This window comes from Streptomyces diacarni (assembly GCF_003323715.1).
Classification (GTDB): Bacteria; Actinomycetota; Actinomycetes; order Streptomycetales; family Streptomycetaceae; genus Streptomyces; species Streptomyces diacarni.
This window is the reverse complement of sequence record NZ_QOIN01000066.1, coordinates 31,999-46,484: the sequence shown is the minus strand read 5'-3', so window position 1 is coordinate 46,484 and position 14,486 is coordinate 31,999. Positions and strand designations below refer to the sequence as shown.

The following is a 14,486-nucleotide window of genomic DNA, read 5'->3' as shown; positions in this document are numbered from 1 at the left end:
CGGCGTCGGCCTTGCCCGTACGCCCCTTCGCCCTCCCCTGCGCACGGTCGCGCGGGCGGCCTCCGCCGAGCCGCGACCCGTCCCCGAGCCCCCCTTCCGCGGAACCCGTCCCCGAAACCCGTCCCCGAACCGCTGTGGAGATCCGTCATGCCCACATCCGACACCGGTGAGCCGACGCCGAGCTGGCGCTGGCCGGAGGAGACCTGGCGCGGCCACGTCGAAGCCGTCCGTGCCGGGCGCCGCCTGGTTCCGGCACGCTGGCCCGGCGGCGCCCGCGTGGCCGTCGCCCTGTCCTTCGACTCCGACCACGAGACGATTCCGCTGCGCGACGGGGAGACTAGCCCGGGGCGGCTGGCGCAGGGCGAGTACGGGGCGCGGGCCGGTGCCCCGCGCATTCTGGAACTTCTCGCCCGCCACCAGGTGCCCGCCACCTTCTTCATGCCCGCCGTCTCCGCGCACCTCCACCCCGACGAGGCACGGGCCTACACGCGCGGCGGTCACGAACTCGCCGTCCACGGCTGGATACACGAGCGCAACACGCTGCTGGGCCGCGACGACGAGAGGGACCTGACCGCCCGCGCCCTGGAGACGCTCACGCAGCTCACCGGGCAGCGGCCCACCGGGATACGCACCCCGTCCTGGGATTTCTCGGAGTCGACGCTGGAGATCATGCTGGAGCTCGGCTTCTCCTACGACTCCTCCCTGATGGCGGACGACGAGCCGTACGAGGTCCTCGCCCACGGCCGGCCCACGGGGCTCGTCGAGATCCCGGTCGACTGGATCCGCGACGACGCCCCGTACTTCACCATGGACCGCTACGGGTCCGTGCGCCCGCACAGCCGCCCGCGCGACGTACGCGAGATCTGGGTCGACGAGTTCGACGCCGCCTACCGTGCGGGCGGCGTCTTCCAGCTCACCCTGCACCCCCACGTGATCGGACACCGCTCGCGGCTCGTCGCGCTGCGGGAGCTGCTGGACCACATCGCGGCACACACCGGGGTCTGGTACGCGACACACGCCCAGGTCGCCGAGGCCTCCCGCGCCGTGCTGCGCACGCCGCCGGACTCCGCCGACGCGCACGACACCCGCCCCGACCACCCGGAGGCCACCCCGTGAGCCACACCGGCCCGCCGCCCGCGGCGGCGCCCGCACCGGGCGCCGCCACCACCGCGCACCACCGGCTGAGCCCCGCTCAGCGCAAGGCCATCGTCGCCGGGACCATCGGCAACACCGTCGAGTGGGTCGACTGGGCCCTGTACTCGATCTTCGTCAAGATCATCGCGGATGAGTTCTTTCCCCGGGGCAACGAGGCCGTCGCCCTGCTGTCCACCCTCGCCGTCTTCGCCGTCGGTTTCGTCATGCGCCCCATCGGCGCGGCCGTACTCGGCTCCTACGCCGACCGGCACGGCCGCAAGAAGGGCCTGACGCTCACGGTCGGTCTGATGGCCTCGGCCGCCTTCGTCATCGCGCTCACCCCCTCCTACGAGACCATCGGGTTCCTCTCTCCGGTGATCCTGCTGCTGGCCCGGCTCGCGCAGGGTTTCTCCGCCGGAGGGGAGTTCGGCTCCTCCTCGGCGTTCCTCGTCGAGTCGGCCGCCCGAGGACGCCGCGCCTTCGCCGGATCGTGGCAGCAGGTGTCGGTCGCGGGCGGCGTCCTGATCGCCTCGCTGCTCGGCACGGTGGCCACCTCGCTCCTCAGCGACGGCGCGCTGCACTCCTGGGGGTGGCGCCTCGCGTTCGTCGCCGGGGGGCTGCTGGGGCTGATCGGCCTGTGGCTGCGGGTCTCGGTCGAGGACACCGAGTCCTTCACCGAGGCACGGGGTGCGGGACGCACGCGCCGCAACCCCATCAAGGCGATGTTCGTCGACCATCCCGCCGCCGCGCTGCGCGTCGCGGGAATCACCGTCGCCGGCACCCTGACCTACTACATCTGGGTCAACTACCTGCCCACCTACGCCAACCTGACCACCGGTATCCCGCTGAGCACGGCGCTGCTGTCCCAGACCCTGTGTCTGATCGTCTTCGTGGTCGCCCTGCCGTTCGCGGGGCTGCTGTCCGACCGCGTGGGCCGCAAGCCGACGCTCGTCGCGTTCGCGGGCGGCTTCGTCGTCCTGGCCTGGCCGCTGCTCCACCTGCTCCGCGACAACTTCCTGAGCCTCTTCCTCGTACAGCTCGTCGGGATGCTGCTGATCCTCGGGTACTCGGCCAACTGTGCGGTGATCATGGCTGAACAGTTCCCCGCGGAGGTCCGGGCCACCGGCATCGCGCTGCCGTACGCGCTGGCTGTCGCGCTGTTCGGCGGGACGGCACCGTACGTGACGACCTGGCTGCACGAGAGCGGCTTCAGCGATCTGCTGTGGGTCTACGTCTCGGCCGCCTCGCTGATCTCCCTGGTCGTCTACCTCACGATGCCCGAGACCAAGGACAAGGGGTTCCGCTGATGGCCCACGTACTGATCACGGGTGCGGCGGGGGGCATCGGCGCGGCGATCGCCGAGGAGTTCGCCGCGCACGGCGCCCTCCTCACCCTGACCGACCGGGACCGGGCAGCGCTGGAGAGGACGGCCGCGCGCCTCGGTGACCGCGCCGCCGTCCACGCCGCCGATCTCGCGGAAGCCGAGCAGCCCGCCGCCGTGGTGGAGCGCGCCTGGGCGGAGCGCGGTCCCGTCGACGTCCTCGTCAACGCCGCGGGCCGCTATCCCTCGCTCGACATGGCCCACCTCCGCGCCGACGCCTGGGATCAGCTGTTCGCCGTCAATCTGCGGGCCCCCGTGCTGGCTACCGCCGCCTACGCGCGGCTGGCCATGGAGGCGGCCGAGGGCGGGTCGGTCGTCAACATCTCCTCGGGATCCGCGCTGCGCAGCCGCCCCGGGGGCGGGCCGTACGCCGCGTCGAAGGCCGCGCTGGAGATGGCCACCCGCGCCGCCGCCCTCGAACTGGGGGCGCACGGCATCCGCGTCAACGCCGTAAGCCCCGGATTCGTCCCGGTCGACAGCGACTGCAACCCCGTCTCCGAGGAGTACGCCGCCGCCATCGGCGGCAACCCGCTGGGACGCCCGGGCACTCCCGGGGACATCGCCCGAGCCGTCCGCTGGATCGCCGGGCCCGACGCCTCCTGGATCACCGGCGAAATCCTGCGCGTCGACGGCGGCTCCAGCAGCGGGGCCCTCCAACTGCCCCGGATCTGGCCCCCCGGCGCGCCCGCGAACCCGTCCCCACCCCCGAGCCGCCCCGCACCCCGAAGCACCGAAGGACAGAGCCGATGAGCAGTCAGCAGCAGACCCCGGCCGGGTACACGGTCGTCGGCGCGGGAGCGATCGGCGGCACCCTGGCCTTCGCCCTGGCGCGCGCCGGACACCCGATCACGGTCATCGACACCGACCGCGCCCAGGTGGCGGCGATCCGCTCCCACGGGCTGACCGTCGCACGCGGTCAGGAGCGCACGAGCGTGCCGGTGACGGCCCTGACGCCCGAGGAGCACGACGGGCCGCTGGGCCGCGTTCTGCTGGCGGTCAAGGCCCAGGCCACGCAGGACGCGATGGAGTGGATCGCCCCCCGGCTGGCGGCGGACGGCTGTGTCGTCTCCCTGCAGAACGGTTTCAACGAGGCCGTGATCGCCCGGTACGCCGGCGCCGAGCGGACCGTCGCGGCGTTCGTCAACATCTTCGCCGACGTGATCGAGCCGGGCGTGGTGCTGGACGGCGGCGCGGGCGCGCTGGTGGTGGGCGAACCGGACGGCGCGCCCGTCAGCCGGCGCGTGCGGGACATCGTCGCCGATCTGCACAGCTGGGGACCCGCCAGGGCGAGCGACAACGTCGAGGGGTACCTGTGGGCGAAGGCGGGCTTCGGCGCGATGCTCGCCGCCACCGCACTCGCCGACGCCCCGATGGCCGACCTCATCGACCGGCACAGGCCCGCGATGTACGCCCTCACCGCCGAGGTCTACGACGTCGCCGACCGGCTCGGCGTCGCGCTGGAGCCCTTCGACGCGTTCGAGCCCGAGGCCTTCCGGCGCACGGCGGACCCCAACGCCCGCACCGCCGCCACCGACCGCCTCATCGCCTGGCTGCGCACCCAGACCAAGGACCGCAGCGGTATCTGGCGTGACCTGGCGGTACGCCACCGCCCCGTCGAGGTGACCTCCCACTACGGGTGCGTCTTCGCCCACGCCGACCGCGAGGGGCTGCCCACCGCGGTGCTGCGCGCCGTGCTGGACGGCCTGCGCACGCTGGAGGGCGCCCCGGAGCGGATGGCGGAGGACCGGCTGGAGCAACTGGACCGCCTGGCCGCCACCCCGGCCGGCCCACACGGCGCGGCGCCGGCCACCACCCCCGCGGCGGCCACCGGCATGGAGCCCGACCGGGCGGCGGCGGTACGGGACTGGCTGGAACACCGCCGCGAGGACATGGTGGCCGACCTGGCCGCCTACACCTCCCAGGGCAGCGCCAGCGACGACCTGGACGCGCTCGGCTCCTGCCTGGTCTGGGTGCGGGAGTGGCTCGACCGGTCCCTGGGCGAGCCCGCGAGCGAGGAGGTGCTGGCGCGCGAGAAGGCCGGAGACGTGCTCGTCCGCCGCTGTCCGCCGACGGAGGGCGCGGCGGACAGCGCACGGCCGGTCCTGCTCCTGGGCCACTACGACACGGTGTGGCCCACCGGCACGCTCGACACCTGGCCGTTCCGGCGCGACGGTGACCGCCTGACCGGTCCCGGAGTCTTCGACATGAAGGCCGGACTCGTCCAGGCGGTATGGGCGCTGCGCGCCCTCGACGCGCTCGGTCTTCCCCGCCCGGCCTGCACGCTGATGCTGAACGGCGACGAGGAGACCGGCAGTCTGGCCTCGCACGAGGCCCTCGTCGAGGAGGCGCGGCGCAGCCGCCTGGCGCTCGTCTTCGAAGCGGCGGCCGACGGCGCGATCAAGACCGCGCGCAAGGGCGTCGGTCTGTTCACCGTCACGGTGTCGGGGGTGGAGGCGCACGCCGGACTCGACCCGGCGGCGGGAGCGAGTGCCGTGGAGGAGCTGGCGCACCAGATACGCGCGCTGGCCGCGCTGCGGGACCCCGCCGCCGGTACCTCCCTCAACGTGGGAGTGGTCGAGGGCGGCACCCGCAGCAACGTGACCGCCGGGCACGCGGTGGCACACCTCGACGTCCGGGTGGCTTCCGCCGCCGAGCAGGACCGGATCGACGCCGCGCTGGCCGCGCTGCGGCCCCTCGACACGCGGACCCGGATCGAGGTCACGGGAGGCTGGAACCGCCCGGTCTTCGAGCGGACCGCACAGGTCGCCGAACTGGCGGACCTGGCCAAGGGCTGTGCGGCGCTCCTCGGCCTCGACCTGCGGGAGACCTCGGTCGGCGGCGCCAGCGACGGGAACTTCGTCGTCGCCGCGGGCGTCCCCGTGCTCGACGGTATCGGCGCGACCGGATCAGGGGCGCACGCCCGCTCGGAGAACACCTCGGTGCAAGGCATGGTCGAACGCGCGGCGCTGACCGCGCTCGTGCTGACGTCCCTGGCACGGGGGTGACGGGACACGGTTCCGGCAGGGCGGGCCCGGGAGGGCCCGCCCCGGCAGGGTCGCGCGGGATCCCCTGTGGGCTGTGCGGGGGTTGGGAGCTGACCGCGCAGAAGAACGGGTCGTCCAGAGGGCGCTCGATGAAGTCCAGGGCCTCGCGGAGGACGAGGCCCGCTCAGTTTCCTCCGCCCCTGGAGCCCACGGTGTCCCCGGTGTTCGCGGTGTTCGCGGTGTCCACAGGGTCCCCGGAGGCCCCGGCGTTCGCGGCGTCCTCGGTCCCGTCGCCGCCGCTGTCGGCCGCGCTCTCCCACTGGGAGCGCAGGCGCCCCAGGTGTGCGCGCATCAGGCTCTCCGCGCCCGGCACGTCGTGGGCCAGCACCAGGTCGAGGAGGCGCTCGTGCTCCTCGGCCGACTCCATGAGCTGGCCGGTCTTCGCGAGCCCGGCGAGGCCGTAGAGCCGGGAGTGCCCTCGCAGTTCGCCGACGACCTCCACCAGCCGGCGGTTCCCGGCGAGGCCGACGAGCGCCAGGTGGAAGCGTCTGTCGGCGCCGAGGAAGCCGACCAAGTCCCCGGCCCGGGCCGCCTGGACTATCTCGCGCGCGACGGGGCGGAGTTCCTCCAGGCGGGCCGCGTCCCCCACACGGGCCACCTGTCCGACCGTGGGCACCTCGATCATCTCCCGGATCGCCACGTACTCCGCCAGGTCCCGCTCGGACAGGTCGGTCACCCGGAAGCCCTTGTTGCGCACGGGCTCGACCATGCCTTCGCGGGTGAGGTCGAGCATCGCCTCGCGTACGGGTGTGGCGGAGACGCCGAACTGCGCGGCGAGCTGCGGGGCCGAGTAGACGGAGCCTGGGCGCAGTTCGCCCGCGATGAGGGCGGCGCGCAGGGCGTGCGCGACGTGGTCGCGGATGCTGAGCCTGTCCGGCACGGCGGGCAGCTTCAGCGGGCGTTGTGCGGTCATGGGCGCAACTGCTCCTCGCCGGGCAGGGGCGGACGGGCGGAGTGATCGTGCCGATCGTACGTCGGCGTCCTCGCCGCCACTCCCCCGTGCGCGGGGAAGCCGGGCCCTCCGCGGGTCTTCCGGCGCCATGTGATGTGTGAAATTGTACTGATGCCTCGATGGGCGTGTACACAACAAGCGCGCTCTCGTACGCGACGACGACAACCCCACCACCCCTCACAGGAGTTGCCAGAATGAGCAGGAACGACCGAAGAAGCTCGTTACGCCCACGTCTCACCCGTGCCGTATGCGCCGGCGTCCTGGCGGTCTCGCTGGGCGCGGGCGCGGGCCAGTTCGGCGGAGCCCAGGCGGCGACCGGCACCGTGACCGATGCAACGACCGGTGCGACGACCGCAGAGGGACCCCGTCCCGCAGGGCCGCGCCCCGCCGACTCCACCGCCACGCCCCCCTCGGAGGGCGAGCCCGGGCACGTGGCGGACCGGCGGCTCGCGGTGCGGGACAGGCCTCCCCTGCCCGCCTCGCAGGACGCACTCCGGCGCGACTACGACGCCCCGCCCGAGTCCTCCCACCAGCGGCCCTCGATGCTGCGTGCCGGGAAGCAGCACAAGAAGGGTCCTGGTACCGGTGCGGCGCCCGGCGTGCGGGACGCCTGCTCGCCAGGCGACTTCGCGCAGACCGGCGACGCGCTCGTCAGGCAGGTCACCTCCGCCACGACCGCGTGCGTCAACACGCTCTTCTCCCTCACCGGAAGCGACGCGCGCGGCGCCTTCCGCGAGGAACAGATGGTCACCCTCGCCGACGCGCTGCGAGACGGCTCGGCCGGATACCCCGGCGACGGCGGCACCGGCATGCCGCAGATCGTGCTCTTCCTGCGCGCCGGCTACTACGTGCACTGGTACCACGAACCGGACGTGGGCGAGTACAGGCAGGCGCTGAGGACCGCGATCCAGGGCGGTCTGGACGCGTTCTTCGCCTCCCCGCACTCGCACGACGTGACCGACGCCAACGGCGAGACCCTCGCCGAGGCGGTCACCCTCGTCGACAGCGCCGAGGAGAACGCCCGCTACCTCGACGTCGTCACGCGCATGCTGGAGGGCTACGACAGCTCGTACGACGACAAGTGGTGGATGCTCAGCGCCGTCAACAACGTCTACACCGTGCTGTGGCGCGGTCATCAGCTCCCCGAGTTCGTGCAGGCCGTGCGGCGGGACCCGAGCGTGCTCGACGCACTGCACACCTTCGCGCGCGACCATCTCGGGCTGCTCGGCGGCGAACGGGCCTACCTCACGTCCAACGCGGGACGCGAGCTGGGCCGCTTCGTGCAGCACACGCCGCTGCGCGAACAGGTACGCCCGCAGCTCAAAGACCTGCTGGACGCGACGGAGATGACCGGAAACACGGCACCGCTGTGGGTCGGCGTGGCGGAGATGGCCGACGCCTACGACAAGGACAACTGCGCCTACTACGGTGTGTGCGACCTACGGCAGCGGCTGACCCAGGCCGTGCTGGTGGACGAGGAGTCGTGCAGCGAGAGCATCTCCATGGCCGCGCAGGACATGGACGCCGGCGACTTCTCCGCCGCCTGCGAGAGCCTGGTCGGGCAGGACGCGTACTTCCACGAGGTCGCCGGGGACGACGGCCCGGTGAAGGACGACAAGAACGCGCGGATCGAGGTCGTCGTCTTCGACTCCAGCACCGACTACCAGACCTACGCGGGCGTCCTCTACGGCATCGACACCGGCAACGGCGGCATGTACCTGGAGGGCGACCCCTCGGCCGACGGCAACCTCCCCCGCTTCATCGCCTACGAGGCCGACTGGACGCGTCCAGACTTCCAGATCTGGAATCTGAACCACGAGTACACGCACTACCTCGACGGCCGCTTCGACATGTACGGCGACTTCGAGGCCGGGGTCTCCACCCCGACGGTCTGGTGGATCGAAGGCTTCGCGGAGTACGTCTCCTACTCCTACCGCGATCTGCGCTACGACGAGGCGATCGCCGAGGCGGGCAAGAAGACCTACGCGCTGAGCGACCTGTTCGACACCACCTACGAGAACGGCGACACCAACCGCGTCTACCGCTGGGGCTACCTGGCCACGCGCTACATGCTGGAGAGGCACCCCGACGACGTGGCCACGGTGCTCGCCGCCTACCGCGCGGGCGACTGGAGCGCGGCCCGCACCCATCTCGAGGACACCATCGGCACCCGCTACGACGCCGACTGGAACGCCTGGCTCGACGCCTGCGCGGGCGGCGCCTGCGCGGCCCGCACCCACGGCTGACCCGCTCCCGAACGGCCCCGTACGCCCGATCGCGCGCGGGCGAGCATATGTGGCAGGCCGCGGCACGGAACGGAGATTCCGTGCCGCGGTACCGGCCCCGCCCGGCCCTGCGCCCTTCCGAGCGCGTCACTCGTGGGCGGGGTCGAAGACCGGGGTGGTGTCCGCGTCGTACGGCAGGCCGGAGAGCACCTCGGCGTAACCCCGGTCCAGCACCTGCCGGTGGCGTGCGGTATGCGGTCCGGCCGGGCCCGCGGCCAGTCGCGCCACCCGCTCCTCGTACGCCTCGGTGATCTCCTCCGCGGTCGCCCGCCAGTGGGCGTCGTCGGCTACCCGGACCACCTCCACACACTCCGGCGGCGCCCCCTCCGCCAGGGCGGCCGCGGCCCGGTCGTGGCCGTCGAGGAGCAGCCAGCCGTCCAGGAAGGACACCCACCACAGCAGGACGGGGGCGAGGGTGCCCTCGCGGGCGTGCTTGCGGTACGCCTTCACACGTGCGGCGTGCGGTGCCGGGAGCGGCCGCAGCGGCAGTACACCATGCCAGCCGCCGCCGCAGAGCAGTTCGAGGGTGGCCTCGGGCCAGTCCTGCACGAGGTCGCGGTCCCAGATGCCCGGGGCGAAGGTGGCGCGCCGGTTCAGCAGCCAGCGCCCGCGGTGCAGTGGGCCGTGCCCCGTCTCCGCCAGCCACCGCGCGTACAGGTGTGGCCAGTCGGGTGAGGTCCGCATCCTCGCGGCGGACAGGTGCGGAAGCGGCGAACGGTACCCCGGCAGTCGGCGCAGGTGCAGATCGCGACAGCAGCCGTCGCCCTCGGACCGGGCACGGATCAGCGGCCGTTCGCCCTGTCGCAGGGTCCAGCGGCGGTCAGGACCCCGCTCGAAGCGCAGCGGGGGCCGGAGAGATCCGTCCTCGGGCATGGTGAGGACGAGCCCGCCATCGGGCAGTGGTTCCCTCGTCGCGCCGGCCATGGGGATCAGTGTCCGGCCCGCGGCCGCTCGTCGACAAGCGGACTGCCGCCCCGGGCCGGCCGGGCGGTCCGTCAGCCGGTGCGCGTGGCCGCTTCTGCCGAGGCCAGTGCCTCGCGGGCCGCCGCCAGCGCGCGGTCGCGGTCGGCCGCGACCAGGCCGATACGGGTGCGGCGGTCGAGGAGGTCGGACTCGTCGAGGGCGCCCTCGTGCCGGACGGCGAAGCGGAGTTCGGCCGCGGTGACCCCGGCGGCCACGGGTTCCAACAGGTCGGGGTCGCCGTCCGCCTGGGCGACGACGGCCGCGCTCTCGCCGCCGTAGCGGGCACGCAGCCGGGCCGGGACCTCGCGGCCGGAGGTGGGAGTGGTGCCCGCGCCGACGAGGGCGAGGGCCTGGGTGCGGCAGGGTCCTGCGTCGAGCCCGGCGCGCGCGACGGCGGCGTCGACCGCGTCTTCGGCCATCGCCCGGTACGCGGTGAGTTTTCCCCCCACCGCGGTGAGGACGCCGTCCGGCGAGGTGAGGACGGCGTGGCGGCGGGAGAGGTCGGCGCTGCGCGACGTCCCGGTGCTCTCCAGCAGGGGGCGGAGTCCGGCGAAGGCGCCGATGACGTCCGCCCTCTCCAATGGGGCGGCCAGCGCGCCGGAGAGCGTGCGCAGGAGGAAGTCGATGTCCTCTTCCGGCGCTTCCGGTATGTCGGGAACGGTTGCGACGGGCTCGTCGGTGAGACCGGCGTAGACGCGGCCGTCCCCCTGCGGCAGGGCGAAGACGAACCTGCTGGACTCCCCCGGCACCGGGACCGTCAGCGCGGCGCGGGGGTTGCCCAGGCGTGCCGCGGGCAGGACGACGTGCGTGCCTCGGCTGGGCCGCAGAGTGACGTCGGGCACCAGCGTTCCGGCCCAGACGCCGGCCGCGTTGACGACGCTCCTGGCCCGCACCTGCACGCGGTCGCCGGTGAGTTCGTCGCGCAGTTCGGCGCCGTCTCCGGTCAGGTCCTGGGCGCCGCACCGGGTGAGGACGTGCGCCCCGTAGCCCGCGGCGGTGCGGGCGAGGGCGACGACGAGGCGCGCGTCGTCGGTGAGCTGCCCGTCGAAGGACAGCTGGCCGCCGCGCAGGCCGTCGGCGCGCACGGCCGGGGCCAGTGCGAGGGTGAGCGGCGCGGGTATGCGCCGCGACGGCGGCAGGGTGCGGGCGCCGACCCTGGCGCCGACGCGCAGGGCGTCCCCGGCGAGGAAGCCCGCGCGGGTCCACAGGGCGCGGGCGCGGGAGGTGTGCGTGTGCACCGGGAGCACCATGGGCAGGGCGCGGACGAGGTGGGGGGCGGTCCTGCTCATCAGGATGCCGCGTTCGCGTGCCGACTCGTAGGCGATGCCCACGTCTCCACTGGCCAGGTAGCGCAGTCCGCCGTGTGCCAGCTTCGAGCTCCAGCGGCTGGTGCCGAAGGCCAGGTCGTGGCGGTCGACGAGGACGACGCTGAGTCCGCGTGCGGCGGCGTCGAGTGCGATGCCGGCGCCGGTGACACCCGCGCCGACGACGAGCAGGTCGACGGTGGGTCCGGTGGCCAGCCAGTCGAGGGAGCGGGCGCGGCGCGCGGCGTTGAGGGAGGTGGTGCGTTCGGTCGGTCGTGTCATGCGGCGGCGCTCCAGTCACGCAGGTAGCCGGTGAGGAGCCGGCCGAGGGAGTCGAGAAGGGCGTCCTCGGTGAGGGTGTCCTCCACGAGCCGCCGGGAGGCTCCGATGGACTGGACGGTCAGCAGGACGACGCGGGACAGTTCGGCGGGCTCGCCTGCGCGCACGGAGCCGTCGCGCTGCCCCTCGGCGATCTGGGCGTGCAGCAGTTCGAGGGCGGCGTGCTGGCTGGAGCCCAGTCGGTGGAAGACGTAGGTGGCCAGCAGTTCGGCCTCGCTGTCGAGGAAGCGGCTGAACAGCGAGTGGTGCCACACCGCGCGCACCGTGCCGGTGGCGCCGTGCACGATGCGGCCGAGTGCGTCGGCCTCGGTCGCCTCGGCGACCGCCTCGGCGAAGAGGGTCTTCAGCTCCCGTGTCATCAGGTCGCCGACGAGCGAGGAGATGTCGGGCCAGTGGCGGTAGACGGTCGGCCTGCTGACTCCGGCGCGGCGGGCCACGTCGGTGAGTGTGGTGCGCCGCGCTCCGAAGGCCTCGACGCACGCGCGTGCGGCGTCCAGAATGTCGTCCTCGTTCTTCCGTCCAGAGCTTTTACGAATTGACGTCACGTGTAAGACTGTACGCCATGAAGCGACCCACTCGCCGCGTCGGGGACATGGCCTGGAACGCCTGGGGCGACCCGGCGCACGCCCGTCAACTGGAGGACTCCCAGCGGCAGCTCCTCGTCGACACGCTCGGAGTCAGCGCCGCCGCGCCGCCGCGCGTGGAGCGCTCGGCGCTGCGGCTGCCACCCGGCGCCCTGCCCGAGCCCGCCCGTGCCGCGCTCACCGCGGTCGTCGGCGAGGAGCACCTGCGCACCGACGACGCGGCCCGGATCCTGCACCTGGGCGGCAAGAGCACCCCCGACCTGCTGCGCCGCCGCGAAGGAGACGCCCACCACGCCCCGGACGCGGTGGTGACGCCGGGCAGTCACGAGCAGGTGCAGGCCCTCGTGGAGATCTGCGCGGAACACGCTGTGGCGGTCGTACCGTTCGGCGGTGGCACCAGCGTCGTCGGCGGCGTGGAGCCCGCACGCGAGGGCCATCCGGCGCTGATCAGCCTCGATCTGCGGCGACTCGACGCCCTGGTGGAGCTGGACGAGGAGTCCGGCACCGCCACCCTCCAGGCGGGCCTGCGCACCCCCGAGGCCGAGGAACTCCTGGGAGCCGAGGGCTACACGCTGGGCCACTTCCCGCAGAGCTTCGAGTTCGCCACCATCGGCGGGTACGCGGCCACCCGCTCCGCGGGCCAGTCCTCGGCCGGTTACGGCCGCTTCGACGCCATGGTCACCGCGCTCAAGGTGGCCACCCCGCGCGGCACCCTCGACCTCGGCCGCGCCCCGGCCACGGCCGCGGGTCCTGACCTGCGGCAGCTCTTCCTCGGCTCGGAGGGCACGCTCGGCGTCCTCACGGAGGTGACGGTCCGCGTACGCCGCGCGCCCGCCGAACGCCGGGACGAGGCCTGGTCCTTCCCCTCCTTCGCGGCGGGCACCGCCGCGGTGCGCGCGCTCGCGCAGCGCGGGCTGCTGCCGACCGCGATACGCGTCTCGGACGAGACGGAGACGTTCGTCAACGCCGTCATCGCCGGTTCGGCCGCGCCCGAGGGCTGCCTGTCCGTCGTCAGCCACGAAGGCGACCCCGACGAGGTCGCGCGCCGCGGCGAGGCCGTGCGCCAGGTGCTGACCGCGCACGAAGGAAGCCTGCTGGACGACGAGGTGGCGGCCGCCTGGCGGCGCTCGCGCTTCTCCGGCCCGTACATGCGCGACGCCCTCCTGGACACCGGTGTCCTCACCGAGACGCTGGAGACGGCCACCTCCTGGGCCGGCCTGGCCGCGCTGCGCGAGACCGTGACCGCCACACTGACCGCACACCTGAGGACAGCCACGTCGACGCCGGTGGTCTTCTGCCACCTCTCCCACGCCTACCCGTCGGGCGGCTCGCTGTACTTCACCGTCGCCGCGGACGCCGGTGAGGAGCCGCGGTCGCGTTGGCGGGCGGCCAAGCAGGCGGCGGGTGACGCGATCGCCGCGGCCGGGGGCTCGATCACGCACCACCACGCGGTCGGCCAGGACCACCGCCCCTGGATGGAGGCGGAGGTCGGACCCCTCGGGGTGGAGGTGCTCGCCGCCGTCAAGCGGACACTGGACCCCGCGGGCATCATGAACCCGGGCAAGCTCATCCCCGAGGCCGCCACCCAGCCCCCCGCGGTCTCATGACCCCCCGACCGAGGACGGCCGTACTCGTCAACCCGGCCTCACTGACCGGAAGCTCGGCCAAGAACGCGGAGGTGGCCCTGCGCCACCTGGCACGGGCCGGATGGGACGCGACCCTCGTCTCGGGCAGCGATCCAGCCGACGCCCTGGAGCGCACCCGCGACCACCTCGCCGCCGGCACCGATGTCCTCACCGTCGTCGGCGGTGACGGCCTGGTCCACCTGGGACTCCAGGCCGTCGCCGGCTCCGGGGTGCCGCTGGCGGTGGTCCCGGCGGGCACGGGCAACGACTTCGCCCGCGCCCTGGGCATACCGCGCCGGGACCCTGCCGCCGCCGCACGCCTGATCACCGAGGGCACCCGGCGCGCCGTGGACCTCGCGCGATGCGGTGACCGCTGGTTCGGCACCGTCCTGGCCTCGGGCTTCGACGCGCTGGTCACCCGGCGGGCCAACGCGCTGCGCCGGCCGCGCGGCGGCGCCCGCTACACCGTCGCCACCTTCGTCGAACTCGCCAGGCTGCGCCCACTCCCCTTCCGGCTGCGGCTCGACGACCGTGAACTGGCTCTCGACGCCACACTCGTCGCCGTCGGCAACACCTGTTACTACGGCAGCGGCATGAAGGTGTGCCCCGACGCGGTGCCGGACGACGGGGAACTGGCCGTCACCGTCGTGGAGAGCGCACCCGCCGTACGGCTGATGACCACGCTGCCCCGGTTCTACAGCGGCTCCCACGTCTCCCATCCGAAGGTGCGCACCTACCGCGCCCGCCACGTGGAGCTGGCAGCGCCCGACGTGTTCGCCTACGCGGACGGGGAGTTCATCTCAGACCTGCCGCTGACGGTCGACTGCGTGCCGGGCGCGGTGTCGGTGCTGGTGCCGGAGTAGGAGCGCCGGACC

At 73.6% G+C, this 14,486-nt stretch carries 11 protein-coding genes; 7 read left to right on the top strand and 4 right to left on the bottom strand.

Annotation, left to right across the window (positions count from 1 at the left end; genetic code table 11):
- Window positions 1-147: 147 nt before the first annotated feature.
- The 4 genes from DTL70_RS29825 to DTL70_RS29810 are packed head-to-tail and all read left to right on the top strand — an operon-like array spanning window position 148 to window position 5,520.
- Window positions 148-1,116 (top strand): polysaccharide deacetylase family protein, encoded by a 969-nt coding sequence (locus DTL70_RS29825; protein ID WP_114025117.1) that lies wholly within the window; start codon window positions 148-150, stop codon window positions 1,114-1,116.
- Window positions 1,113-2,441 carry an MFS transporter gene (locus DTL70_RS29820; protein ID WP_114025116.1) on the top strand — a complete coding sequence of 443 codons (1,329 nt, stop codon included), beginning with the start codon at window positions 1,113-1,115 and terminating at the stop codon, window positions 2,439-2,441. The genes DTL70_RS29825 and DTL70_RS29820 overlap by 4 nt, the downstream gene beginning before the upstream one ends.
- Window positions 2,441-3,265 (top strand): SDR family NAD(P)-dependent oxidoreductase, encoded by an 825-nt coding sequence (locus DTL70_RS29815; protein ID WP_114025115.1) that lies wholly within the window; start codon window positions 2,441-2,443, stop codon window positions 3,263-3,265. Before DTL70_RS29820 ends, DTL70_RS29815 begins: the two co-directional genes overlap by 1 nt.
- Window positions 3,262-5,520 (top strand): 2-dehydropantoate 2-reductase, encoded by a 2,259-nt coding sequence (locus DTL70_RS29810; protein WP_114025114.1) that lies wholly within the window; start codon window positions 3,262-3,264, stop codon window positions 5,518-5,520. The genes DTL70_RS29815 and DTL70_RS29810 overlap by 4 nt, the downstream gene beginning before the upstream one ends.
- Window positions 5,521-5,683: 163 nt before the next feature.
- Here the strand turns inward: DTL70_RS29810 and DTL70_RS29805 are convergent, their stop codons facing one another.
- Window positions 5,684-6,472: a GntR family transcriptional regulator gene (locus tag DTL70_RS29805; protein ID WP_114025113.1), complete on the bottom strand. Its 789-nt coding sequence runs from the start codon at window positions 6,470-6,472 to the stop codon at window positions 5,684-5,686.
- Between the two features lie 233 nt (window positions 6,473-6,705).
- Here DTL70_RS29805 and DTL70_RS29800 point away from each other — a divergent pair, with 233 nt between their 5' ends.
- The gene (locus DTL70_RS29800) at window positions 6,706-8,757 is read left to right on the top strand and encodes a collagenase (RefSeq protein ID WP_114025112.1); all 2,052 of its coding nucleotides are present in this window, start codon (window positions 6,706-6,708) and stop codon (window positions 8,755-8,757) included.
- 126 nt (window positions 8,758-8,883) lie between these two features.
- On the opposite strand, the gene DTL70_RS29795 is transcribed toward DTL70_RS29800, so the two are convergent.
- The 3 genes from DTL70_RS29795 to DTL70_RS29785 all read right to left on the bottom strand — a co-directional run bounded on the left by DTL70_RS29795 (window position 8,884) and on the right by DTL70_RS29785 (window position 11,947).
- On the bottom strand, window positions 8,884-9,720 hold the full coding sequence (locus DTL70_RS29795) for a hypothetical protein (protein ID WP_245980039.1): 837 nt from the start codon (window positions 9,718-9,720) through the stop codon (window positions 8,884-8,886).
- 71 nt (window positions 9,721-9,791) lie between these two features.
- Window positions 9,792-11,345 (bottom strand): glycerol-3-phosphate dehydrogenase/oxidase, encoded by a 1,554-nt coding sequence (locus tag DTL70_RS29790; protein ID WP_114025111.1) that lies wholly within the window; start codon window positions 11,343-11,345, stop codon window positions 9,792-9,794.
- Window positions 11,342-11,947, bottom strand: coding sequence for a TetR/AcrR family transcriptional regulator (locus DTL70_RS29785; RefSeq protein WP_245980035.1), 606 nt, complete (start codon window positions 11,945-11,947; stop codon window positions 11,342-11,344). Before DTL70_RS29785 ends, DTL70_RS29790 begins: the two co-directional genes overlap by 4 nt.
- A 17-nt stretch (window positions 11,948-11,964) precedes the next feature.
- Here DTL70_RS29785 and DTL70_RS29780 point away from each other — a divergent pair, with 17 nt between their 5' ends.
- Both DTL70_RS29780 and DTL70_RS29775 read left to right on the top strand, forming a co-directional pair.
- Window positions 11,965-13,593 (top strand): FAD-binding oxidoreductase, encoded by a 1,629-nt coding sequence (locus tag DTL70_RS29780; RefSeq protein WP_245980031.1) that lies wholly within the window; start codon window positions 11,965-11,967, stop codon window positions 13,591-13,593.
- Entirely contained in the window at window positions 13,590-14,474 is an 885-nt protein-coding gene (locus DTL70_RS29775; protein ID WP_114025109.1) for a diacylglycerol kinase, read from the top strand. The genes DTL70_RS29780 and DTL70_RS29775 overlap by 4 nt, the downstream gene beginning before the upstream one ends.
- Window positions 14,475-14,486: the final 12 nt, after the last annotated feature.